The organism is Arthrobacter sp. 754 (genome assembly GCF_040548695.1).
Classification (GTDB): Bacteria; Actinomycetota; Actinomycetes; order Actinomycetales; family Micrococcaceae; genus Arthrobacter.
In genome coordinates this window covers 291,221-315,375 of the sequence record NZ_JBEPSC010000001.1, presented here as the reverse complement: position 1 = coordinate 315,375, position 24,155 = coordinate 291,221, and the positions used below count along the sequence as shown (strand labels likewise).

Here is a 24,155-nt window from a genome sequence, read left to right as displayed (position 1 = left end):
GACGGATACAACGCAGGACCCTCGCGATTATTCCCTGAAGTCGCCGGCCGTTTGCCGGGGCGCTACTGGGTGTCGCCCGCGGCGGCGCGGCGGCCGCTGACCTTGGGCACACTGCCGGTGGTCCAGTCGCGGAACTCGGCATCGACGTCGTCCGCTGGCGTGAATTCCGGGCGGTTGTGCATCTCCCGCAGCAGCGCCTTCTTTTCCCGCCGGCCCTCTACCAGCCGGTACAGCACCGGAACCAGCACCAGGGTCAGTGCGGTGGAGGAGACCAGCCCGCCGATCACCACCACTGCGAGCGGCTGGGAGATGAAGCCGCCGCCCCCGGTCAGGCCCAGCGCCATCGGGGTCAGGGCAAACACGGTCGCCAGGGCGGTCATCAGGATGGGGCGGAGGCGCTGCCTCGCCCCGTGGGTGATGGCATCCGCAACGCTCATCCCGGGAAGCCCGTTCCGCGGCTTCCGGTACTGGTTGATCAGGTCAATCAGCACAATGGCGTTCGTCACCACGATTCCCACCAGCATCAGCATGCCGATCAGGGACGGCAGGCCCAGGGGGACTCCGGTGACGAGCAGCAGGGCAACCGCACCGGTTGCTGCAAAGGGAACCGAGACCAGCAGGATCAGTGGCTGGATCAGCGACTTGAATGTGGCCACCATGATCACGTACACAATGGCGATGGCCGCGAGCAATGCCAGGCCCAGCTGCTGGAAGGACTCCGCCTGCTGGGTGGTGGCGCCGCCGATTGCCGCGGTGACCCCTGCCGGGAGGCTGACAGTCTCAAGGCGCTTCTGCACTTCTGTGTTCACCGCTCCGAGGTTGGAGCCCGACGGCGTGACGGACACTTTGGCGGTCCGCTGTCCGTTGCTGGCGGTGATGGATACCGGCACGTCCACCTGCTCCACGGAGGCGATGCTCCCCAGGGTCACCGGCGCGCCCGCCGCAGGGAGGGCGATGTTCCGGACCGCATCGATGCTGGTGAACCGTGTGCCTTTGCCGATCTGCACCGGAAAGTCGTCGGTGTCGATCCGGACGGTGCCGGCGGGGATGGGGCTGATCGTCGAAGCCAGGACGCCGGCCACCTGTTCCTCGTTCAGTCCGGCGGCGGTGGTTTTGGCCCGGTCCACCTTGACCTGGACCACCGGCTGGCTGGCCGCGAGGTTGGTTGTGACCTCGCTGGTTCCAGGGACTCCGGTCATCGCCTGCACCATGGCGTCGCTGGCCGTCCGGAGGTCCCCGGATGTCGCGGCCTTGATGGTGATGTCCACCGTGGAGGAGGTCCCGAAGCCTCCCTGCTGGGAGCCCACCGTAATCTTCCCGGCGTCCGCCACCTTGCCAAGCTCATCGCGGACCGTCTGCTGAAGCCTTGCCTGGTTCACCTTTTCGTTGGTGACAACAGTGAATGTGGAGTTTGAGGAACCGGAGGAGGTCAGCGCGGCAAAGCCCGCCTGGGCGTTGCCCGAGGTGACCTGGACGTTCTTGATGCCCTCGATGCCCAGGAGGACCTCCTCGAGCCTGATGGCGGCAGCACTGGTGTCCGCAAGGCTGGTGCCGGCCGGCATCACCTGGCGGACGGTCATGCTGTTCTGCCCGGAGTCGCCGAGCAGGTTGGTGGCCAGCAGCGGCGTCATGGCCGCCGTGCCGCCGAGCACCAGGGCTGCGGCCACCAGCGTCAGGACAGGATGCTTCTGGGTCTTGCCGAGGATGGGCAGGTACCCGCGCTGGAGCGGGCTCTTCGCCTCGGCTTCCTGTGCCTTGGCCCGGGCAGCAGCGGCAACGCCGCCGGCGGCGAAGGAACCCGCAGCGGGGGAGCCGGCCGCAGGCGCAGCCGGGCTTCTGAGGAACCAGTAGGCAAGAACCGGAACAATGGTCAGGGATACCAGCAGGGACGCCAGCAACGCCATGGTGACCGTCAGGGCGAAGGGGCGGAAGAGTTCACCGGCGAGCTCACCAACGAAGGCGATTGGCAGGAAGACCGCCACGGTGGTCAGCGTGGAGGCGGTGATGGCACCGGCCACCTCACGGATGGCGGTGAGGATCGCGGCCACCTTCTCCTCCCCGTAGCTGAGGTGGCGCTTGATGTTTTCGATGACCACGATCGAGTCGTCCACCACGCGTCCGATGGCAATGGTGAGCGCGCCCAGTGTAAGGATGTTCAGCGAATAGCCGGTTCCGGACAGTCCGATGAAGGTGATCAGCAGCGACAACGGGATGGACACGGCGGTGACGAGGGTGGAGCGGGCGGACATCAGGAACACGAGGATGACTGCCACCGCGAAGCCGAGCCCCAGCAGACCTTCGGTGGTGAGGTCCTTGATGGACTTTTCAATGAAGGGGGCCTGGTCGAAGACGGCGGTGAATTTTGCGTTCGAACCCAGTTCCGTTTCCAGGGCCGCCAGGGAATCGTTCACTGCATGGGAGATCCCCACGGTGTCGCCCTCGGGCTTCTTGGTGACTGAAACCGCCAGGGTTTCCTGCCCGTTGGTCCGGGTGATGGAGGTCCGTTCGTCGTCGCGCAGGCTGACGTCCGCCACCGCGGCGATGGTCGCGGCGTCCTTGGCCCCGCCGACGGGCAGCGCCTTGATTGCCTCCAGTGAATCAACCGGACTGCCGATCTGGAGGGATAGGGTCTTGCCCTTCTCCTGGATGGTTCCGGCCGGAATCAGTGCGCCGTTGTTGCTTAGGGCATCCCTGATGGAGGCAATGGTGGCGCCCTTGGCTGCCATGGCGTCCGGCCGGGGCAGGATCTCGATGTGCTGGGTGGCGCCGCCGGTGACGTCGGCTCCCCGGACGCCGTCGATCTTCTGCAGCCGGGGAACTGTAAGCCGCTGCAGGTCCGCGTTCAGTTCGCTGAGCGGCCTGTCCGAGGAGACAGCCAGGAACACGATGGGAAAGTCACTGATGCTGCCGGCGATGGCCTGCGGCTGTACGTCCTCGGGCAGGGACCGCTTGGCGTTGGAAATGGCACGGTCGATCTGGTTCCGGGCGCGGTCGAGGTTGGTCCCGTAGGTGAACACCATGGTGATCTGGGAGACGCCGTTGCGTGAGGTTGACGACGTCGACTCAAGGCCCTCGACTCCGTTCAGCGCCGTCTCCAGCGGTGCACTGACCTGTTTGTCCACCACTTCCGGTGATGCGCCGGGCATCGCCGAAAGTACCGTGATCTGCGGGAACTCGATGGAGGGAATGAGTTCCTGCTTCAGCGATGACATGGTTATCACGCCGAACACCGACGCGAAGACGGTGATCAGCGCGATCAGCGCCCGGTTCGCAAGTGAAAGTTGTGCCAGCCGGAACATCGCGTTCTCTCCTGTGGGGTTGGTGGACCAGTCCGGGCCGGACCGGCCTGCGTGCTTGCCCCCGCAGGGTCAGGCGTTGGTTGAAACGCTGTCCAGCTGGAGGGCTTTGGCGGTTGCCATTTCGAGTTCAGCGGCCAGTTCCGGCTTTTCGTCGAGCTTTTCGCCGTAGCCCGGCATCATGTCCTTAAGTTTCCCCTGCCAGCCCTTGAAGTTCTTGGGGAAGGCCTTTTGGAGAAGTTCGATCATGATGGGGACTGCGGTGGAAGCTCCGGGCGAGGCACCAAGCAGGGCACCGATGGAGCCATCGCGGCCGGCGATGACTTCGGTGCCGAACTGCAGTACGCCGCCCTTCTTGGGGTCTTTCTTAATGATCTGTACACGCTGGCCGGCGGTAATCAGTTCCCAGTCGCCGTCTTTGGCCTCCGGGTAGTACTCGCGCAGCGCCTCCACCTTGTCGGCGTGCTTCTTGGCGACCTCCTTGACGAGGTACGCCGTGAGGTCCATGTTGTCCTTCGCCACCGCCAGCATCGGAATGATGTTGCTCGGGCGGATGGACAATGGCAGGTCCAGGTAGGAGCCGTTCTTCAGGAAATTGGTGGAGAATCCGGCGTAGGGTCCGAAAAGCAGCGAACGCTTCCCGTTGACGTAGCGCGTATCCAGGTGGGGAACGGACATGGGCGGCGCGCCAACGGAAGCCTGGCCGTAGACCTTGGCGCTGTGCTGGGCGGCGAGTTTTTCGTCGGTGCAGCGGAAGAACTGGCCGGAGACGGGGAAACCGCCGTAGCCCTTGCTCTCGGGAATGCCGGAGGCCTGCAGGAGGTGCAGCGCGCCGCCGCCGGCGCCGACAAACACAAACTTGGCGTGGATCTTCCCGTGTTCCCCGGAGGCCGGGTATTTGATCGACAGGTCCCAGCCGCCGTCGGACGATTTGGAGATCCCGGTGACGTCGTGGCCGTAGTTGAGTTCGACGCCGTTGTTCCCCAGGTAGGTGGTCAACTCCCGGGTCAGTGCGCCGAAGTCCACGTCGGTGCCTTCCGCTGCACGGGTGGCGGCGATGCGCTGCTTCGGATCGCGGCCTTTGACGATGAGCGGGGCCCACTTGGCAATCTGCGCGTGGTCCTCGGAGTACTCCATGCTGCGGAACAGGGTGTGGGGCTTGAGCGCCTCAAAGCGGGTCCTCAGGAATTTGGCGTTGTTCTCGCCGATCACAAAACTCATGTGCGGAACGGTGTTGATGAAGCCCTTCGGCGAGCCGATCAGCGACTCTTCCACCAGGTGGGACCAGAACTGGCGGGAAAGCTGGAACTGTTCATTGATCAGCAGCGCCTTGGAGGGGTCCACGGAGCCGTCTTTGGCTGCGGGGGAGTAGTTGAGCTCGCACAGGGCGGCATGTCCCGTGCCGGCGTTGTTCCACGGGTCTGAACTTTCCAGCCCCGGCTGGTCCAGCCGTTCGAACAGGGAGATGGTCCAGTTGGGTTCAAGCTGCTTGATGAAGGCGCCCAGTGTGGCGCTCATGATGCCGCCGCCAATCAGTACGACGTCGGCATGTTGGGTCTTGGAAATGAAGGTCACAATCAGTCTCCGATAGCAGCGGCTCTGGCTGTCACAGAATATCCCCGCACCGCCTGCATACTGAAATTGGCCGGGGCCGTCAAGACTTCAGCTGGACCTTTGTGAAAACTTCATTCAGGACCGGGGACGCGGGGTAGTTGCTGACGCGGTCCGACAGCGCGAGGGCCGAAATCGGGAAGGCGATGGGGACGGCAGGCACTGTCACCGCGATCTGGGCGTTGATGCTGTGGTACAGCTCGTTGCGCTCATCGCCCGCAGGCAGGCCTCTGGCCCGGTTGATCTTGGAAAAGACCTGCGGGTCCTGGTAACCGAACTCGCCGTTCTTTTCGCCGAACAGCGGCCCCACAAAGTTGTCGGCATCGGCATAGGCGCCGTTCCAGCCCAGCAGGTGAAGGGCGTGGTCCCCGGGTGACTGGACCTTCTGGAGGTAGCCATCGGACCAGTCCACCGGGACAGGCTTGATGTTCAGTCCGACGGCGGTCAGTTGCCGGCTGATCTCCGCATAGATTTTCTCGGGTGTCGGAAGGTACGGGCGGGTTGCGTTCAGCGGATAGTAGAACCTGAGCTCTTCGCCCTTGTAGCCGCCTTGGGCAAGGTAGGCCTTGGCCTTGACCGGATCGTGGCCCAGGGCGGGTGCTTCATTGTTGAAGCCGCTGATCTTGGGCGGGACGAACTGGGAGGCCTTGGCCGTGTTGTCGATGAAGAACTTGCGGATCAGGGTTTCTTTGTCGATGGCCAGCTCGATCGCCTGCCGGACCTTCTCGTTCTGCAGGACAGGCACTTCCTGGTTGATGCCCAGGTACATCACCGAAAAGGGATCACGCTGGACGATCTGCATTCCCCGCTTGACCAGCTGGTCGAAGTTCCCCACTGTCACTGCATCGAAGCCGTCGATCTTGCCGTCCAGCAGGGCCTGGAGACGCGTCTGGGGATGGTCATAGGTGACGAAATTGATGGTGGCGATCTGTCCGCGGTCGCCCCAGTAATCCGGATGCGTCACCAGCCGGACACTCGCATCGTCCCAGGCGGCAAGGCTGAACGGCCCGGTCCCCACAGGCTTGGTGGCGAACCGGGACACGGCATTGCCGCTGCGGACCTGGTCCAGTACATCCGCTGTGCCCGCGGCCAGGGCAGCCGGGGAGGCGATGGCGAAGGCTGGAAGGGTCAGAGCCTGGAGGAAGGCGGTAAATCGCTGCGTGAGGTCAATCCGCACCGTGTCCGGGGACACCGCCGTGCAGCTTTTGAAGATGGACAGGGCTGCTTCATCGGCGTGCGCCTTGAAGACGCCCTTGAAGGAACTACCCGGTGCCTGACGCCGCAGATCCGCTGGGAAGGCAAACCAGCGCTTGAAGTTCGCACACACGGCGTCGGCATTAAAAGGGGTGCCGTCCTGGAAAGTGACGCCGCTGCGAAGCTTGAAAGTGTAGGCCCGGCCTTCGTCGGATTCGTTCCATTCCGTGGCCAGCAGCGGGGTGGGTTTTCCGGTGGTCTGGTCAACGCCCACGAGGCCTTCGAGGATCTGACGCGTGATCCGGTAGCTTTCCACATCGCTGGAGAGGGCCGGATCGAGGCCCAGCGGCTGGGACGCTGTGCCGAACGTAAACGTTTGGGCCGGCTCCGTGCCGGGAGCCGCTGTTGAAGGCAACGCCGGTGTTGGTGACGGTGACGGGCTGCCCGTACATGACGTCAGGCCCAGGGCCATGAAAACGGTGCCGGTCTTGATGACCGTTCGCCGCGATGTACTGCTGGGCACTCGTGTATCACCTCTGGGCTGTCCGGCGGGCGCCGCGGACCGCGGGCCAAAGGACACAGTCTAGTGGACCCACGTCGGTGCTTCCTGACAGCACAGGAAACCCACCCCGCCCCACGCGCCGGAGGCCCGTTCCGTGGGAACGGGCCTCCGGGCCGTGCAGGGGTTCGGCCCTGGAAATTACTTGGGCATCAGCACCGAGTCGACCAGGTATACCGTTGCGTTGGCCGTCTTGACGCCGCCGCAGATCACCTTGGCCCCGTCAACCATGAGTGCGTCGCCGCTGCCGGTGACCGTTACGGAACCGCCCTGGACCGTGGCGTGGGTTCCGGCGATCTTGTCAGGAGTGATCTGGCCGGGGACAACGTGGTAGGTCAGGATCTTGCTCAGGAGGGCGTCGTCCGTCTTGAGCGTCTCGATGGTAGCCGCGTCAATCTTCGCGAAGGCGTCGTCCACCGGGGCGAAGACCGTGAATTCGCTGCCGTTGAGCGTGTCCACCAGATTAACCTTGGGGTTCAGCTTTCCGGAGACAGCAGCGGTCAGGGTGGTGAGGATGGGATTGTTGGACGCCGCGACTGCTACCGGGTCAAGGGCCATCCCGGCCACCGAGCCTGCTCCTGTGGGGACCTTCTCGGCATAGCCTGCGCATCCGGCGCCGACCAGGTTGGCTGCCGGATCCATGGCGGCGGCAGTGGCTGATGCCTTCGGTGACGGCGCCATGCTGGAAGCCGACGGCGCAGCGGAGGGAGCTGCTGAGCTCGTAGCGGTTGAGGCTCCGCCGCAAGCCGTGAGGCTCAGCAAGGCTGCAGCTGCAACGCCTGCGACGGTGAAGGTTGTGCGCTTGAATGACTGCATTGAATTTCTCCTTATTTGTGCCGGTTTATTGCCCGTTGAAGACGAAGTGTCTGCTGTGGCTCTTTGCGACTGTTGGGCACCTGCCCTTGGCTGGTGTCTCAATGGGTATTCGGCCGTTACCCGGAAGCGGATGGGTAAACGAAAGGAGTTTTATTTTTGTTAAACGAAAAGAGACCCAGGCCGCTGGGCCTGGATCTCTTTACTTTGGAATTGTGCGCAAGGGGGGACTTGAACCCCCACGCCCGAAGGCACAGGAACCTAAATCCTGCGTGTCTGCCAATTTCACCACTCGCGCATGGCAGTTGCCGCCACTGTAATTCCGTACTGCCCGGTTACCCGGTCAGGGATTGAAAAACGTGCGACGGCGGATGCCAGCTTCCATTGTAGCCTCGGCCAGGCGGGGGTACCGTCAGGCGGTTCTTTGCCCCGTATCCGGCTAGGCGTCCAGCTTAAGATCGCGCCGCAGTTTGGCCACATGGCCCGTGGCCCGGACGTTGTATTGGGCCAACGCCACTTTTCCGTCAGGGTCAACGACGATGGTGGACCGGATCAGCCCCTGGTAGGTCTTCCCGTAGTTCTTCTTTTCCCCCCAGGCGCCATAGGCCTCCGCGACGGCGTGGTCCTCGTCCGAGAGCAGCGGAAAGCTGAGTGCCTCCTTCGCCGCAAACGCGGCAAGCTTCTTCACGGGGTCCGGAGACACGCCGAGAATCCGGTAGCCGGCCGACGCGAAGGAGGCCAGGTTATCGCGGAAGTCGCACGCCTCCTTGGTGCAGCCAGGAGTGGAGGCGGCCGGGTAGAAGTACACAATCGTGCCGGAGCCGTCGCCGTCGCCGGCGGCAAGGCTGACGTCATTTCCGGCTGAATCCTTCAAGGTAAACCCGGGAGCATCGGCACCGGTCATCAGTCTGTCGGCCATTCTTAATCTCCTAGTTGCAGGCGGGACACACCAGCTTAGTAAGCATGCGCAGCAAGGGCCAATGAGCACTGGCTATACTTGCTGGTATGCCTGACATGGATCACTGGCCCACTGGGCGCCTCTTGTCCACTGCGGCGCGCCTCGTCGAACACTCCTGGAACGAAAAACTGAGCGCTATAGGATTGACACACGCAGGCGTGATCGCCATCGAAGTACTCTCCGCGCAAGGATCCATGACGCAGGCCCAACTGGCCCAGTATGTGCGTGTCCAGGCGCAGACCATGGGAAAAACCCTCAGCCGGTTGGAGTCCCACGGACACATTGTGCGGGTCCGCAGCACGTCGGACCGCCGGAGCCAGGTGGTGTCCCTCACTGACAGCGGACGTGAAGCGGCCCTGGCAGCTGTAGAGATGGAGCGCTCCGTGCTTGCGGCCGCATCCATCGACCCTGAGCTCCTGCGGCAGGAACTCCAGGCAGTCGTCCGAGAGTTGGCCAGCCAGTTCGCTTCGCCCGCTGCCCGCGCCCTGGTTGACGGCGCTCCGCTGAACTGAGCGGCTCACCTGCCCGAATGTTCTATCGGGAGCCCTGCCGCCTTCCATTCGGGAAAGCCGTCTTCAAGCCTTACCGCACGGCGCCCGTCGCCGGTGAGCAACCGCACGGCCTCATCCGCATACACGCAATATGGCCCGCGGCAGTAGGCGACGATTTCGCTCCCCTGGGGAACCTCGCGCAGCCGGGACTTCACGTCCGGCAAGGGCACCGATAGGGCACCCGGGATGTGCCCGGCCGCGTACTCTGGTTGCGGCCGCACGTCCAGCACAACGACGTCGCCTTGCCGAAGCCGCAGCAGCAGTTCGTCCCGCGTGATGGTACTCAGGTCGGCGCGGTCGCCGACGTATGCACGAACGAGACCGTCCAGCTCCCCGGTGTGCGCTTCGGCAGTCTCCCGAAGTGACCGCCACAGCCGCTCCACAGCCGGGCTGGCGAGAGAGTAATAGATCCGGGTCCCCGAGCGTCGGGAGCAGGCGAGGCCGGCCCGCAGCAGGCGCTGCAGATGCTGGGATGTATTGGCCATACTTTGGTGGATCTCCGCGGCCAGCTCCTCAACCGACCGCTCGCCCTGTGCAAGGACATCGATCAGCTGCGCCCTCCTGCCGTTCCCCAACACCCTGGCAGCTTCGACGAGGGCGTCGAAGAGCTCATCCTTTTCCTTTTGGCCGCCCACTCGCGCCTCCTGTTCAAGAATTATCTTGACAATCATACTGTCAAAGGATTCTTATTCAAGTACCTACTTGAATAAGAAAGGGGGTGGTGGCCGTGTCCACCATCCAAGCTCCCCAGCAGAAACAGTCCAGCCTCCGGACGGGAGCCGTGCTCATGACGCTCGCCGGTCTGGCCTTCGTGGGATACGCCGTCATTTTCCTGGTGCTCAATTTCACGGACGCCTTCCTGGAACTGGGCATTGGACCCGATCAGGTGGACAAGGGGAAGGCAGAGATCGAGGCGTTCAGCCCACAGCTGTATCACTACATCAGCCATCTGCACATCGCGGTAAGCGGCTTCATCGCTGCAACAGGGCTGGCCGTGGCAGGCCTGTCCTGGTACGGGGTGCGCCGCGGAGAACGGTGGGCGTTCACCACAGCGGTTGTCGTCCCGGTCGTCGGCCTGGCAGTGGCCCTCCCCGCGCACTACCCTTGGGGTCTGGCAACGCTGGGGCACCTCGGCCTGATCTACCTCGCCGTGCTCATCTTCCTGGCCGGGGTCGTGGCGGCCTACAGGGGACTCCGAAGCCCCGAGCTTACACACCGCTGACACGCCCCTGGCGGCCCTGATCAGCTGCAGCCGGGCGCGCCCTTTAGATGGGAAAAGGTCTTTGACCTGGGCCCGCCCAGTATCAGAGGCATCGCCGTTATAAGACAGTCCGCAGATCTCCCATACTTTGATCTCCGGGCAAACGAAAACCCCGCCCTCACGGCCTGGGCCGATGAGGACGGGGTTTCTTTGGTGCACCCCCCGGGACTTGAACCCGGAACCCATTGATTAAGAGTCAATTGCTCTGCCAATTGAGCTAGAGGTGCATCTCTTTGTGGTGATCTCCCGGGCTTTTTCTTTCCCCGTTGATCTCCGCAACGACATGAAACTCTACACGAACTTTCGGCCCATGTGAAATCGACGTGGCACTGGTGTTCAGGGTCATTCGCCGGGTGCCAGAACCAGCACAAAATCGGGGTTTTGGTTGTTTGTGAGCAACCAGAAGCCGCCGTCGGGCGTGCGGATAACGTCCCGGATCCTGCCGTACTCGCGTGTGAAATAGGCCACAGGCGCACTGGCGTCTTCGCCCGCCAGGCTGACGGTCCACAGGCGCTGGCCGCGAAGCGCGCCCAGATAGGCGGTGGATCCCACTATCTCAAGTCCGCTTGGCGAGGACTCCGCCGTCGAAGGCCACACCACCTTGGCATCGCGGTACCCTTCCCGGTGCGGCGCTCCCGTGACGGCCGGCCACCCGTAGTTGGCTCCCGGCGCGATGAGGTTGAGCTCGTCGTCGATTTCAGGGCCGAATTCGCTGGCCCACAGCCGGCCCTCGGCGTCCCAGGCCAGTCCTTGGACGTTTCTGTGGCCCAGGCTGTACACGGCGTTGCCGAACGGATTGCCGGGCGCGGGTTCGCCCTCCCTGGTCAGCCGCAGGATTTTTCCGCCCAGGGCGTTGGTGTCCTGTGGCTGTTCCCGCCGCTGCGAGTCGCCCGTCCCCACGTAAAGAAAGCCGTCCGGTCCGAACCGGATCCTGCCGCCGTTGTGCGTGGAAGCTTTGGGGATGCCGGTGAAAATCACCTCGGGCCCGCCGACGGAGAGTGATCCATCCGGTTTCTCCGTCAGCTCCACCCTGGCGATGCGGTTGTCCTGCGGGGACGTGAAGTACAGGTAGAGAAAGCGGTCATTGGCGAAATCGGGGGAGAGGGCAAGCCCCAGCAGGCCGCCCTCACCCGCCGGAGCCACTCCCGCTATCTTTCCGATCGTCGAAGCCTGGCCGTTCCGGACGGCCTTCAGCAGCGATGTCTCGCGCTCGGAGATGACAGCCGTTCCGTTCGGCAGGAAAACCGCTGCCCAGGGAATTTCGAGACGGAGGTCAAGCTTTCCTGTCACTGACAGGGGCGCTGCGGTGGCCGTCGCGGCGTCGGTGCTGCTGCCGGTCGGCGCGCGATCACTGTCACCGGTGCACCCTGACAGCAATAGGGCCATGCCGAAGGCCGCGGCGAAGCTCCACAGCAGGGGCTTCCCTGACGAAGTGCCCGCCAGGGAGCCTCTGAGAGAACCGGGGGCAGCCCTAGAGCCGGGTCCGCCGCGGAGCACGGAATCCGGCGGCCTCCGCATGTGCCGGGGACTCAAACCAGACGTCGGCTCTGATCTGCTCATACTCCGGGTGCCCCTCCTCGTAATAGACCATCGTCCCGGCGTCGCCCTTCACGTCGAAGTCCACGGGGCCGCTGCCATCCTGGGCAGGCGATGCGGAGCCCGCTCCGTACGGCTGGTCCGCAGCCAAATGGCCGGCGGGTTCTGCCGCGCCTTCGCGGTCAACAGCGGTTCCCGAAGGCTCGGCCACGTGACTGGCAGCCGTTTCCACAGCCGCGGATGACCGGGCCCGGTCTGCCGTTTCCGTTTCGGGACCGTTGTCTGCAAACCCGGTCCCGGCGGGAGAAACATGCGTCCCGGCGGGAGCGACCCGGGTCCCGGACTGCGCTGGTTCAGTCTTCCCGGCTTCATCGGCAGCTTCGGCCGCAGCCGTTTCGGCGCCGGGCAACGTCGGGGAATGAGGTTCTGTGTATTCCGGGTGATGGACGTAAGGGGTTTCGGTCGCCGGAGGTGTCACAGGCCATTGTGAGGCGCCGGCGCCCGAGGATTCGCGGGCTGCGGGCCGGTGGGTGGCCGCGTGGGGGGAGCCGTCAGCTTCTGACCACTGGGTTTCCCACTCGCCTTCGTCGGTTGCAGTACCCCGGTCCGTCTCAGGACCGTGGTCGGTTGCAGTACCGTTGCCAGCCGCGTCAACGTTGTCAGGCACAGCACGCCTGTTGGTTTCGGCCTCCTGTGGTTCAACACCGTGGGTGGGTTCTGCGGCTTGGGGTTCTGCGGGTGCCCGTTCACCGATGGTGGCCGGCCCTGCCGGAGTTTCCCGGGGCTCAGCCGGGCGCGAAGCAGCGGGCGCCTCGTCCGCCGTCGTCGGGGCTGCCGGTTCGGCTGGACTGCCGAAACCCGCCGCGCCGGGTATCCCTGCTGTGCCGGCTGCTTCTGCTGATGCGGCCGCGCTGCCGCCTGACAGGCCGCCTTCCGCCCGGCCCGGCACGGAGCCGCCCTTCGAGGAATTGTTGCGGTTCAGCAGCCACCACACAACGCCGATGATGAGCACAATAATGATTATCCAGAAGACGAAATCCATAGCGGGGCCCTTCAGTACCTATGGCAGGGTTGCCGTTTCCCTGACGGTACGTCGGCGCGAACGTGACTGTCTAGGCTTGGTGTCCGCTGCGGCGCCGATGCCGGAGAATCCCGCCCGCCCCATGGTCTTCGCCGTCATTGGCTGCCGCAGGTCTTCGGGTTGTCTCAATATTTGAGACGGAAGTCCAGCATTTGATCGAAATATCCGCTTTTTTCTGCTTAACAGGGCCATTACGGTCTTTGGGCTCCTGTCCGGAGCAATAGACTTTCACCCATGAGTGAGGACACCCAGATCGCAACCGAGAACAAGATCGACATCAAACCCCGAAGCCGGGTTGTCACCGACGGGATCCATGCAGCCCCTGCGCGCGGCATGTTCCGTGCGGTCGGAATGGGGGATGACGACTTCGCAAAACCCCAGATCGGCGTCGCGAGTTCCTGGAACGAAATCACTCCCTGCAACCTTTCCCTGAACCGGCTGGCCCAGGGCGCCAAGGAAGGCGTCCACGCCGGCGGCGGCTTCCCGATGCAGTTCGGCACCATCTCCGTCTCTGACGGCATCTCCATGGGGCATGAGGGCATGCACTTCTCCCTGGTGTCCCGCGAGGTCATCGCCGACTCCGTGGAAACCGTCATGCAGGCTGAGCGCATCGACGGCTCGGTCCTTCTCGCCGGCTGCGACAAGTCCCTGCCGGGCATGCTCATGGCAGCGGCCCGTCTGGACCTCGCCAGCGTCTTCCTTTACGCAGGCTCCATCATGCCGGGCTGGGTCAAGCTCGAAGACGGCTCCGAGAAGGAAGTCACCCTCATTGACGCCTTCGAGGCCGTCGGCGCGTGCGCCGCGGGCAAGATGAGCCTCGGGGACCTCGAACGCATCGAAAAGGCCATTTGCCCGGGCGAAGGCGCCTGCGGCGGCATGTATACGGCCAACACGATGGCCTGCATCGGCGAAGCCCTGGGCATGTCCCTGCCGGGCTCGGCAGCCCCGCCCTCGGCAGACCGCCGTCGTGATGAGTTCGCCCGCAAGTCAGGCGAAGCCGTGGTGAACCTGCTCCGCCTCGGCATCACCGCCCGGGACATCATGACCAAGAAGGCGTTCGAGAACGCCATCGCGGTCACCATGGCGTTCGGCGGTTCCACCAACGCCGTGCTGCACCTTCTCGCCATCGCCCGCGAAGCCGAGGTTGAGCTCAACCTCGAGGACTTCAACCGCATCGGCGACAAGATCCCGCACCTGGGTGACCTCAAGCCCTTCGGCCGCTACGTGATGACCGACGTCGACAAGATCGGCGGCGTGCCGGTCATCATGCGCGCACTGCTCGACGCCGGGCTGCTGCACGGCGACTGCCTCACCGTCACCGGAAAAACCGTTGCGGAAAACCTCGAAGCGATCAATCCGCCGGACCTGGACGGCAAGATTCTCCGGGCCCTGGACAATCCGATCCACAAGACCGGCGGCATCACCATCCTGCACGGTTCAATGGCCCCGGAAGGCGCCGTCGTCAAGAGCGCCGGCTTCGACGCCGACGTCTTCGAAGGCACCGCCCGCGTGTTCGAGCGCGAGCAGGGTGCCCTGGACGCTCTGGACAACGGCAAGATCAAGGCCGGCGACGTCGTCGTCATCCGCTACGAAGGCCCCAAGGGCGGCCCCGGCATGCGCGAAATGCTCGCCATCACAGGAGCCATCAAGGGCGCCGGTCTGGGCAAGGACGTCCTGCTCCTCACCGATGGCCGTTTCTCCGGCGGCACCACCGGCCTGTGCATCGGCCACGTCGCTCCGGAAGCTGTGGACGGCGGCCCTATTGCCTTCGTCCAGGACGGCGACCGCATCCGGGTGGACATCGCGGCCCGCACGTTCGACCTGCTGGTGGAAGAGGCCGAACTCGAGTCCCGCAGGATCGGCTGGGAGCCGCTGCCGGCCAAGTTCACCAAGGGCGTCCTGGCCAAGTACGCCAAGCTGGTGCACAGCGCCTCCACCGGCGCATACTGCGGGTAACACCGCAAAAATCTGACGGCCGGGCGCGGAAAGCAGCGCCCGGCTCGTGGACAACGACGTCCACATGGTGAGATCGCGTATCGCTTCGTTGACACGCTTTCCACCAGAGGGAAAACTGAACGCATGATCGCATTCGTTACAAGCTGCGCCGCTGCAGAAGCAGTCGTCGTCCTTACCAAGCGCGTGGCTCCATAGCCTCCACTGGTAACGAACAGTCACGCGCAACCCCTCGAAAAGCCGCCAGGCTGAGGGGTTTTTTTATTTCCGCAGTTTCGACAGAACCACAGATGATCCACAAGGAAGAGTCCGATGAGCAAAGGATCGCCAATCAGCCCCTCGCTGATGGCTACAAAGTCCGCTGGAGCCCCCAAGGCTCCGGACCGTGCCGACCGAACGGCTGACGCCGTCGTCGAGCTTGCCGCTGTCTCTCCTGTCCTTGGACCGAACAACGTTGTACCCCCAACGGTGATGACCGGTTCAGAAGCTATTGTCCGCTCGCTCGAAGAACTCGGCGTCGACGATATTTTTGGTTTGCCCGGTGGCGCGATCCTGCCTACCTATGACCCCTTGATGGCCTCCAACATGAACCACGTATTGGTCCGTCACGAACAGGGAGCCGGCCACGCCGCGCAAGGCTATGCCATGGTTACCGGCCGGGTGGGCGTCTGCATCGCCACCTCCGGCCCCGGTGCCACCAACCTCGTTACCGCCATCATGGATGCCCATATGGACTCCGTCCCGCTGGTGGCCATCACCGGCCAGGTCTCCAGCGGCGTGATCGGCACCGACGCGTTCCAGGAAGCCGACATCGTGGGCATCACCATGCCCATCACCAAGCATTCCTTCCTGGTGACCGACCCCAATGACATCCCGCATGTCATGGCGGAGGCCTTCCACCTGGCTTCCACCGGACGTCCCGGCCCAGTGCTGGTGGACGTGGCGAAGGATGCCCAGCAGGGGCAGATGACCTTTTCCTGGCCGCCCAGGATCGACCTTCCCGGATACCGCCCGGTCACCCGCGGGCACAACAAGCAGGTCCGCGAGGCGGCCAAGCTGATCGCGGCTTCCAGCAAGCCGGTTCTGTACGTGGGCGGCGGCGTCGTCAAGGCCCACGCATCCGTAGAGCTGCGTGAACTGGCGGAACTCACCGGCGCACCAGTGGTCACCACCCTGATGGCGCGTGGCGTGTTCCCGGACTCCCACCCGCAGCACGTCGGCATGCCGGGCATGCACGGGACCGTTTCGGCGGTGACGGCGCTCCAGCAGTCGGATCTCCTGATTACCCTGGGAGCCCGCTTCGATGACCGCGTCACCGGCATCCTGAAGTCCTTTGCACCGAACGCCAAGGTGATCCACGCGGACATCGATCCTGCCGAAATCTCCAAGAACCGGACAGCGGACGTGCCGATCGTCGGATCCGTCAAGGAAATCATTCCTGAACTCACCGAGGCCGTCCGCACGCAGTTCGAGGCGGCCGGCACGCCGGACCTCACCACCTGGTGGGCCTTCCTGAACAACCTGAAGGAAACCTACCCGCTGGGCTGGACCGAACCCGACGACGGACTCACCGCCCCGCAGCGCGTCATCGAACGCATCGGGGCGCTCACCGGACCGGAAGGCATCTACGTTGCCGGTGTGGGCCAGCACCAGATGTGGGCCGCGCAGTTCATCAAGTATGAGCGCCCGCACGCCTGGCTCAACTCGGGCGGTGCCGGCACCATGGGCTACGCGGTTCCCGCGGCCATGGGCGCCAAGGTGGGGGAGCCGGACCGGGTGGTCTGGGCCATCGACGGCGACGGCTGCTTCCAGATGACCAACCAGGAACTTGCTACGTGCGCCATCAACAAGATCCCCATCAAGGTTGCCATCATCAACAACTCCTCGCTGGGCATGGTCCGGCAGTGGCAGACCCTCTTCTACGAGGGCCGCTACTCCAACACCGACCTCAATACGGGCCACAAGACCGTCCGGATCCCGGACTTCGTCAAGCTCGGCGAGGCCTACGGCTGCGCCTCATTCCGCTGTGAGCGGGACGAGGACATCGACGCCACCATCCAAAAGGCCCTCGAAATCAACGACCGCCCCGTGGTCATCGATTTTGTGGTGAGCCCCGACTCCATGGTGTGGCCGATGGTGCCCGCCGGCGTCAGCAATGACCAGATCCAGGTTGCCCGCAACATGACCCCGGAATGGGAAGAGGAGGACTGATCATGAGCCGCCACACACTGTCCGTTCTGGTCGAAGACAAGCCCGGCGTACTGACCCGCGTCGCGAGCCTGTTCGCCCGCCGTGCCTTTAACATCAACTCCCTGGCCGTCGGCCCGACGGAAGTTCCGGGCATGTCCCGGATGACCGTCGTCGTCGACGCCGACGGTGACCTCATTGAACAGGTCACCAAACAGCTCAACAAACTGGTCAACGTGATCAAGATCGTTGAGCTGACCCCCGAATCTTCCGTGCAGCGAGACCACATCCTGGTCAAGGTACGTGCGGATGCCGCAACACGTCTGCAGGTGACCCAGGCTGCAGACCTGTTCCGCGCTTCAGTGGTTGACGTCTCCACAGACTCCGTAGTCATTGAAGCAACAGGCCACCCCGAAAAGCTCACCGCGCTGCTCTCAGTGCTCGAGCCTTTCGGCATCCGCGAAATTGTGCAGTCCGGCACGCTGGCCGTTGGACGGGGATCCCGCTCCATGAGTGACAGGGCTTTGCGCAGCGCCTAGGCGCAGCACACAGCCCGTGCAGTACCGCAACACAACAGACTGTTTACACCAGAGAATCCACTCAAAAGGAGACACCCAAAGTGACTGAAATGTTCTACGACGACGACGCCGACCTGTCGATCATCCAGGGCCGCACCGTTGCCGTCATCGGTTACGGATCCCAGGGCCACGCCCACGCCCTGAGCCTGCGCGACTCCGGCGTCGACGTCCGCGTCGGCCTCAAGGAAGGCTCCAAGTCCCGTGCCAAGGCAGAAGCCGAGGGCCTGCGCGTCCTCAACGTTGCCGACGCCGTCGCCGAAGCCGACCTCATCATGGTCCTCACCCCGGACCAGGTCCAGCGCCACGTCTACGCCGAGGACATTGCTCCGAACCTGCAGGCCGGCGACGCCCTGTTCTTCGGCCACGGCTTCAACATCCGCTACGGCTACATCCAGCCGCCGGCAGACGTCGACGTCGCCCTGGTGGCACCCAAGGGTCCGGGCCACATTGTCCGCCGCGAATTTGAAGCCGGCCGCGGCGTGCCCGACCTGATCGCCGTGGAGCAGAACGCTTCCGGCAAGGCCCGGGAACTGGCACTGTCCTACGCCAAGGCAATCGGCGGCACCCGTGCAGGCGTTATCGAGACCACCTTCACCGAAGAGACCGAAACCGACCTCTTCGGCGAGCAGGCCGTTCTCTGCGGCGGTACCTCACAGCTGGTCCAGTACGGCTTCGAGGTCCTCACCGAGGCCGGTTACAAGCCCGAGGTTGCCTACTTCGAGGTCCTGCACGAGCTCAAGCTCATCGTTGACCTCATGGTCGAAGGCGGCATCGCCAAGCAGCGCTGGTCCGTCTCGGACACCGCGGAATACGGCGACTACGTCTCCGGCCCCCGCGTCATCACCCCCGAGGTGAAGGAAAACATGAAGGCTGTCCTGAAGGACATCCAGGACGGCACCTTCGCCAAGCGCTTCATCGATGACCAGGACGCCGGCGGACCCGAGTTCGCCGAACTGCGCAAAAAGGGTGAAGACCACCCGATCGAGGCCACCGGCCGCGAACTGCGCAAGCTTTTCTCCTGGATCAAGACCAGCGACGACTACACCGAAGGCTCCGTAGCCCGCTAGGACAAACGCCGGGGCGGACCTCAGGCAAGCCCCGCATATAACGACAGAGAGGCCGGGTTCACACTTAACAATGTGAGCCCGGCCTTTCCGTCGGCCTAGACTTGTTCCATCCCAAGGACTGCAACGCAGAGGATCAGCCGTGTCAAAACCCGTAGTACTGCTCGCCGAAGAACTTTCGCCCGCCACCATCGAGGCCCTGGGCCCGGACTTCGAAATCCGCCAGACCGACGGGGCCGACCGCTCCCAGCTGCTCTCCGCCATCGCCGACGTGGACGCCATCCTGGTCCGCTCCGCCACCCAGGTGGACGCCGAAGCCATTGCCGCCGCCAAGAACCTCAAGGTCATCGCCCGCGCCGGCGTCGGCCTGGACAACGTTGACATCAAAGCCGCCACCCAGGCCGGCGTCATGGTGGTCAACGCCCCGACGTCGAACATCATCTCGGCCGCGGAACTCACGGTCGGACACATCCTGAGCCTGGCGCGTCACATTCCCCAGGCCAGCGCGGCACTGAAAAACGGTGAATGGAAGCGTTCCAAATATACCGGCATCGAACTCTTCGAGAAGAAGGTCGGCATCATCGGCCTCGGCCGCATCGGTGCGCTGGTTGCCGCCCGCCTCCAGGGCTTCGACACCGAGATCCTCGCTTACGATCCCTACATCACCTCGGCACGCGCCGCCCAGCTCGGCGTCAAGCTCGTCACCCTGGACGAACTGCTCAGCCAGTCCGACTTCGTCACCATCCACATGCCCAAGACGCCGGAAACGGTCGGCATGCTCGGCGCTGACGCCTTCACCAAGATGAAGTCCACCGCGTATGTGATCAACGTTGCCCGCGGCGGCCTCGTGGACGAAGAAGCGCTCTACGCAGCCCTGGAGGACCGCCAGATCGCCGGGGCAGCCGTGGATGTCTTCGTCAAGGAACCCAGCACCGACCTGCCGTTTTTCGCCCTGGACAACGTGGTGGTCACCCCGCACCTGGGTGCCTCCACCGACGAAGCCCAGGAAAAGGCCGGCGTCTCCGTGGCCAGGTCCGTGCGCCTGGCGCTGGCCGGAGAACTCGTTCCGGATGCAGTGAACGTCGCCGGCGGCGTGATCGCCCCCGACGTCCGCCCCGGCATTCCGCTCATCGAAAAGCTGGGCCGGATCTTCACCGCACTGACCCATGCTTCCGTGACCCAGATCGACGTCGAGGTGGCCGGCGAGATCGCGGCGCTGGACGTCAAGGTCCTGGAGCTTGCCGCCCTCAAGGGCATCTTCGCCGACGTCGTCACCGAGCAGGTTTCCTACGTCAACGCTCCGGTCATCGCCGAGCAGCGCGGCATCAACGTCCGCCTGATCACCACGCCGGACGCCGAGGACTACCGGAACGTCCTGACCCTCCGTGGCGCCCTGAGCGACGGCTCGCAGATCTCCGTGGCTGGGACCCTGACCGGACCCAAGCAGGTGGAGAAACTTGTTGGAGTCAACGGCTACGACGTTGAGATCCCCATCAGCGAGCACCTCGTGGTGGTTTCCTACGCCGACCGTCCGGGCGTGATCGGTACCATCGGACACATCCTTGGCATGAACAACATCAACATCGCCGGTATGCAGGTGGCGCGGCAGGCCGAAGGCGGCCAGGTCCTGGCCCTGCTCACCATCGACAGCTCCGTTCCCCAGCAGGTCCTGGATGCCATCAAGGCAGGCATCGGGGCCGAAATGGTCCGCGAAGTGGACCTCGAAGACTAAGAACGGCAGTGCCATGAATGACGCGTGAGCCGAACCTTAACTCCGGCCACGTATGATTGGCCGGTCTGCTTACAATGGCTAGGTCCTGTTTCAGGACAGCGCCGGCAGACCGGCCAATACTTTTTGCACACCAGGCAGGAAATGCCTTCATGTCCGCCGCCCGCGGACAGCTGTGTGCGCACGCAATCCAGGTTTCAGGGAGCCCAATGAACGCCGTCCAGAGGTTCATCAGAAGCAAAGTGCTGCTGCTGACCGCGGCCATCTTGATCGCAGCCATGTGCTTGTCGGTCCTCGTCCAAGGCCAGTCTCAGGCCGCGCTTAACAGGACGGTGGATGAGAACTCCCGGGGGCTCTACGACGTCCTCGTTCAGGCCAAGGCAGGCTCCGGAGGGCTGATGCAGCCGGAGATCGCCAACGGCGGCGGCGGGATCAGCTTCGACCAGCTTGAAAACATCCGGAAGCTCACCGGAACCTCCGTGGCGGCCCCGATCAGCCTCGTCTCACGCGTGACCCAGAACCTGGAGGCGCCGCGGCTCGACGCCATGGACTACCTCGGCTACAACTCGGGGTTGGCCGGAACGGCCACCACCGACCAGGCCGCCGGCGCTACTGAGCCCGGCAAATGGCCGGCCGCAGAGTCCGTGTTGAGCGACACCGCCAAGAGCTACCGCCTGACTGCCAGCGCCGTCAGCTCGGACGGCGTCTCCGAGCAGACGCTTTTCAAGTCCACCGCCGAAGGCAAGCTGGGCAAAGCCCGCCTCGTCGAAGAGAAGTCCGCCGGCGGCACCAGCATCCGCATAGCCCCTCCCGCCGGTGAAACCGGCATCAAGTTCCCCGCACCGGCCGGCGGCTCCGAACACAACCTCTTCAACCTCTCGGTCTCCCTGCCCCTCTCGCCTGAGGTCACGGAGTCCGTCGTCGCCGTCGACCCCGTCTCCGAGCGGGCACTGCTCGGCGCGGCGGGCGACTTCCTGGCACCGCTCCAGAAGGCCCCGCCGGCCGATGCCCGCAACGCCGGTGCCATTGGCCGGCACTTCGAAAGCCTCTTTACCAACGGCATCAGCATGGCCGAACTGAATGAAGGCCCTGACTTCCTTGGCGTCAAGCTCAAGTACTGGGCACCCCTGATGACGCAGTACCAGCAGGCGAAGCGCAGCGGACAACTCACCGCTGACTCGCAGGCGATTCCCCTGATTGTCCGCTCCGGCACGTCCCTGGACCTCAAGTACAACGTCAAAATCGAAGAGATCGACGCCGCCGGCAAGGTGGTGAAGGAAGTCGGCACGGCATCGCGCTCACTGGGCAAGGACTACCTGCCCTTCGTGTCCAAGGATCCATTCGCCCTCTCCTGGCCCGGTTCCACCGATCACTCCGGCCTCCTCGGCAGCGCCGGCAACTTCAACCAGGGCCTCTACACCCCGGCGACGTGGAGCACCGACTTTGCCGCTGCGCCGCGATACACGGACGGCGAAGCTGCCGCCAACGGGGCGGTCGACAAGACCGCTGTCCCGGGCGACTGGGTCACCGTCAACAGGCTTCCCGAAAAGGGCGCCAACGGCGCACCCGTGGACCAGACCCAGCGCCAACCCGTGGATGAAAGGTCCTACCGGGAAGACCTGGCAACGGGGGAGAAGCTGGCCGCACCGCTGGCCATGGTCTACGGAACCTTCGATCCCTCCGCCGTGGGACAGGCCGCAGGCGACGTCAACCGGCTCCCGCTGGGCGGCTATGACCCCACACCGCTGACCCGCACCAAAGATGCCGAGGGCAAGACGGTCACCGCCGGCGAACTCAAGCCCCCGCTCAGCGCCACCGGTCTGGCGAGCCAGTCCGCGGGCGCCATCACTGACTACTACGGCCTGGCCGCAGCCCGTGGCTACAAGAACAATGCTGCCGTGATCGATGCCGTCCGTGTCCGGGCCAAGGCGCCCGGCAGCTGGAAGGAAGCCCAGCCGGACGTTGAAAAGCTCGCCGGCGAGATCCGCGCGATGGGACTTGAGGCCACCGTCGTGGCCGGTTCTTCGCGGGAAGACGCCAGCATCTTCGTCCCCGGATATTCAAAGGATGGCGCCGGCAAGGAATCGGCGCTGGGCACGGTGCAGCAGTCGTGGGTCAGGCAGAACGCGGCAGATGCCGTCTCCGGTTCACTTACCGGCACGAACGTCACCCTGCTCTTCCTGACGCTCTGCGGCGCGGCCCTTCTCACGGGTGCCTCGACCGTCAGCTACATCAGGAAGCGCAAGCGTGAAGCGGGCACCCTGCGGGCCATGGGCTGGACCCAGCGGCGCATCCGGAACTGGGTACTCGAGGAATTCGGTGTCGGTGCGGCCTTGCTCGCCGTCGCAGGAATCATCCTGAGCCTGGTGAGCTGGAGCCTGGTAACTGCCGTAGTGTCCGCGTCCGTCCTGGTGCTGTATGCCGCGGCCGCCTTCTTCGCCGCCCAGCAACTGCGCCACAGGGACGTTGTGGACCAGGAACCCCAGCATGACGAACGGCTGATCCCCGTCGACTCACCGCTGACGTTCGCGAACCGCCAGCTGAGCACCAACAAATTCAACAGCATCTCCCTGGCAGTGGCGGTTGGCGTGTTCGGCGCCGCGGTGGGCGGGCTCGTGGCTCTGCTCATTGACATTCCCCGCGCCGCGGGTGCGAGTGCGCTCAGCGGGCTGGCCGCAGCAAGCATCGCGCTGCCCAGTATGCTCCTCGCGCTGGCCGGCGTGGTGGTGGGACTGATCCTGACGCTGGTTACAGGCCGGTTTGAGCTCAATGCCAAACGCCAGTACCTGGGCATCCTCGAGGCCATGGGCTGGAACCCTGACATGCTCCGCCAGGTCCGCTTGTTCGAAAACGCGCTGGTGGGCACGGTTGCCCTTCCGCTGGGCGTTCTTGGTGCGCTGGGCATCGGGCTGCTACTGGCACCCTATGCGGCGCTGTGGGCCGGAGTCGCCGGCCTGGTGGCTGTACTTTGCTGGATACCGATTGCAACGAAAGTGGTCCAATGACAAACGAGACGAATGTTCACCGGAACCGGAGGTCCGGCCTGGTTGAGGCGCCGCTGCAGACCCGCGCCAATACCATCGTCAAATCAGCAGACCACGGCACGCCGCTGGAACTGAGCGATATCACCATCCGCTACGGCGGCGGCAAGGGCGGAGCCGAGGCCGTCAGTGTTGTGGAGGGCTTTGACCTGACGCTGCACGCCGGTGAGATGCACTGCGTCGCTGGCCGGAGCGGCTCCGGCAAGACCAGCATCCTGACGGTGGGTGCTGGCCTGACGCTTCCGACGTCGGGCCGTGTCTTCTGGGAAGGTGACTCCCTGGAGACCATGGGCGATGACGAAATCGCCGACCGCCGTCGCGCCCTGATCGGGTACGTGGACCAGGGCGGCGCACTGATCGACGGCATGAGCGCCCTCGAGAACGTGCTGCTCCCGGCCGTCCCGGACGGTGAGGTGGACCAGCGCCGCGACATGGCCAAGGACCTCCTGGACCTCGTGGGCCTGGGCCGCCGCATGCGGCACCGCCCGGCCCAGCTCTCCGGTGGCGAACGCCAGCGCGTGGCCATCGCCCGTGCGCTGATCCTGGGCACACGCGTCCTGGTGGTGGATGAGCCCACCGCCAGCCTGGACCGGGCATCAGCCAACCGCATCATCAGCATCCTCAAGGACACCACCTCGGACGGAATCGCAGTGCTGGTCGCTTCACATGACCACGAACTGGTCCGCCTGAGCGATACGCTGACTGAACTTATCTAGCCCGTCCCTCCGCACCCAAAGGTATTG

Annotated in this window: 17 protein-coding genes and 2 tRNA genes; 9 read left to right on the top strand and 10 right to left on the bottom strand. The window is 64.4% G+C overall.

What is annotated here, in order from left to right; all coding sequences use genetic code 11:
- Positions 1-62: 62 nt before the first annotated feature.
- The 6 genes from ABIA70_RS01530 to bcp all read right to left on the bottom strand — a co-directional run bounded on the left by ABIA70_RS01530 (position 63) and on the right by bcp (position 8,392).
- Entirely contained in the window at positions 63-3,299 is a 3,237-nt protein-coding gene (locus tag ABIA70_RS01530; RefSeq protein ID WP_354145853.1) for an efflux RND transporter permease subunit, read from the bottom strand.
- A 69-nt stretch (positions 3,300-3,368) separates the two neighbouring features.
- Positions 3,369-4,871, bottom strand: coding sequence for a malate:quinone oxidoreductase (locus ABIA70_RS01525; RefSeq protein ID WP_354145852.1), 1,503 nt, complete (start codon positions 4,869-4,871; stop codon positions 3,369-3,371).
- A gap of 79 nt (positions 4,872-4,950) precedes the next feature.
- Positions 4,951-6,573: an ABC transporter substrate-binding protein gene (locus tag ABIA70_RS01520; protein WP_354146565.1), complete on the bottom strand. Its 1,623-nt coding sequence runs from the start codon at positions 6,571-6,573 to the stop codon at positions 4,951-4,953.
- Between the two features lie 228 nt (positions 6,574-6,801).
- Positions 6,802-7,476, bottom strand: coding sequence for a fasciclin domain-containing protein (locus tag ABIA70_RS01515; protein ID WP_354145851.1), 675 nt, complete (start codon positions 7,474-7,476; stop codon positions 6,802-6,804).
- A 213-nt stretch (positions 7,477-7,689) separates the two neighbouring features.
- Positions 7,690-7,771, bottom strand: a tRNA-Leu gene (locus tag ABIA70_RS01510).
- 141 nt (positions 7,772-7,912) lie between these two features.
- The gene (bcp, locus tag ABIA70_RS01505) at positions 7,913-8,392 is read right to left on the bottom strand and encodes a thioredoxin-dependent thiol peroxidase (RefSeq protein ID WP_354145850.1); all 480 of its coding nucleotides are present in this window, start codon (positions 8,390-8,392) and stop codon (positions 7,913-7,915) included.
- A 95-nt stretch (positions 8,393-8,487) separates the two neighbouring features.
- On the opposite strand from bcp, the gene ABIA70_RS01500 reads away from it, so the two are divergent.
- Positions 8,488-8,943 (top strand): MarR family winged helix-turn-helix transcriptional regulator, encoded by a 456-nt coding sequence (locus ABIA70_RS01500; protein WP_354146564.1) that lies wholly within the window; start codon positions 8,488-8,490, stop codon positions 8,941-8,943.
- Between the two features lie 5 nt (positions 8,944-8,948).
- Here the strand turns inward: ABIA70_RS01500 and ABIA70_RS01495 are convergent, their stop codons facing one another.
- Positions 8,949-9,617 carry an ArsR/SmtB family transcription factor gene (locus tag ABIA70_RS01495; RefSeq protein ID WP_354145849.1) on the bottom strand — a complete coding sequence of 223 codons (669 nt, stop codon included), beginning with the start codon at positions 9,615-9,617 and terminating at the stop codon, positions 8,949-8,951.
- Positions 9,618-9,709: 92 nt separating this feature from the next.
- On the opposite strand from ABIA70_RS01495, the gene ABIA70_RS01490 reads away from it, so the two are divergent.
- Positions 9,710-10,204, top strand: a complete 495-nt coding sequence (locus ABIA70_RS01490; RefSeq protein WP_354145848.1) for a hypothetical protein — start codon at positions 9,710-9,712, stop codon at positions 10,202-10,204.
- 190 nt (positions 10,205-10,394) lie between these two features.
- Here ABIA70_RS01490 and ABIA70_RS01485 read toward each other — a convergent pair.
- The 3 genes from ABIA70_RS01485 to ABIA70_RS01475 all read right to left on the bottom strand — a co-directional run bounded on the left by ABIA70_RS01485 (position 10,395) and on the right by ABIA70_RS01475 (position 12,821).
- A tRNA-Lys gene (locus ABIA70_RS01485) sits at positions 10,395-10,470 on the bottom strand.
- 115 nt (positions 10,471-10,585) lie between these two features.
- Complete coding sequence (locus ABIA70_RS01480) at positions 10,586-11,629, bottom strand: PQQ-dependent sugar dehydrogenase (protein ID WP_354145847.1); 1,044 nt, start codon at positions 11,627-11,629, stop codon at positions 10,586-10,588.
- Between the two features lie 85 nt (positions 11,630-11,714).
- The gene (locus tag ABIA70_RS01475) at positions 11,715-12,821 is read right to left on the bottom strand and encodes a sunset domain-containing protein (RefSeq protein ID WP_354145846.1); all 1,107 of its coding nucleotides are present in this window, start codon (positions 12,819-12,821) and stop codon (positions 11,715-11,717) included.
- 273 nt (positions 12,822-13,094) lie between these two features.
- Here ABIA70_RS01475 and ilvD point away from each other — a divergent pair, with 273 nt between their 5' ends.
- The 7 genes from ilvD to ABIA70_RS01440 all read left to right on the top strand — a co-directional run bounded on the left by ilvD (position 13,095) and on the right by ABIA70_RS01440 (position 24,128).
- A complete protein-coding gene (gene ilvD, locus ABIA70_RS01470; protein WP_354145845.1) occupies positions 13,095-14,816 on the top strand; it encodes a dihydroxy-acid dehydratase in 1,722 nt (573 codons plus the stop codon).
- Positions 14,817-15,125: 309 nt separating this feature from the next.
- Positions 15,126-17,024 carry an acetolactate synthase large subunit gene (locus ABIA70_RS01465; protein WP_354145844.1) on the top strand — a complete coding sequence of 633 codons (1,899 nt, stop codon included), beginning with the start codon at positions 15,126-15,128 and terminating at the stop codon, positions 17,022-17,024.
- Positions 17,025-17,026: 2 nt separating this feature from the next.
- Positions 17,027-17,539, top strand: a complete 513-nt coding sequence (gene ilvN, locus ABIA70_RS01460; RefSeq protein ID WP_131682556.1) for an acetolactate synthase small subunit — start codon at positions 17,027-17,029, stop codon at positions 17,537-17,539.
- 80 nt (positions 17,540-17,619) lie between these two features.
- A complete protein-coding gene (gene ilvC / locus ABIA70_RS01455) occupies positions 17,620-18,645 on the top strand; it encodes a ketol-acid reductoisomerase (protein ID WP_354145843.1) in 1,026 nt (341 codons plus the stop codon).
- Between the two features lie 139 nt (positions 18,646-18,784).
- Positions 18,785-20,374: a phosphoglycerate dehydrogenase gene (gene serA / locus ABIA70_RS01450; protein ID WP_354145842.1), complete on the top strand. Its 1,590-nt coding sequence runs from the start codon at positions 18,785-18,787 to the stop codon at positions 20,372-20,374.
- A gap of 206 nt (positions 20,375-20,580) precedes the next feature.
- Positions 20,581-23,376, top strand: coding sequence for an FtsX-like permease family protein (locus tag ABIA70_RS01445; protein ID WP_354145841.1), 2,796 nt, complete (start codon positions 20,581-20,583; stop codon positions 23,374-23,376).
- Entirely contained in the window at positions 23,373-24,128 is a 756-nt protein-coding gene (locus tag ABIA70_RS01440) for an ABC transporter ATP-binding protein (protein ID WP_354145840.1), read from the top strand. The genes ABIA70_RS01445 and ABIA70_RS01440 overlap by 4 nt, the downstream gene beginning before the upstream one ends.
- Positions 24,129-24,155: the final 27 nt, after the last annotated feature.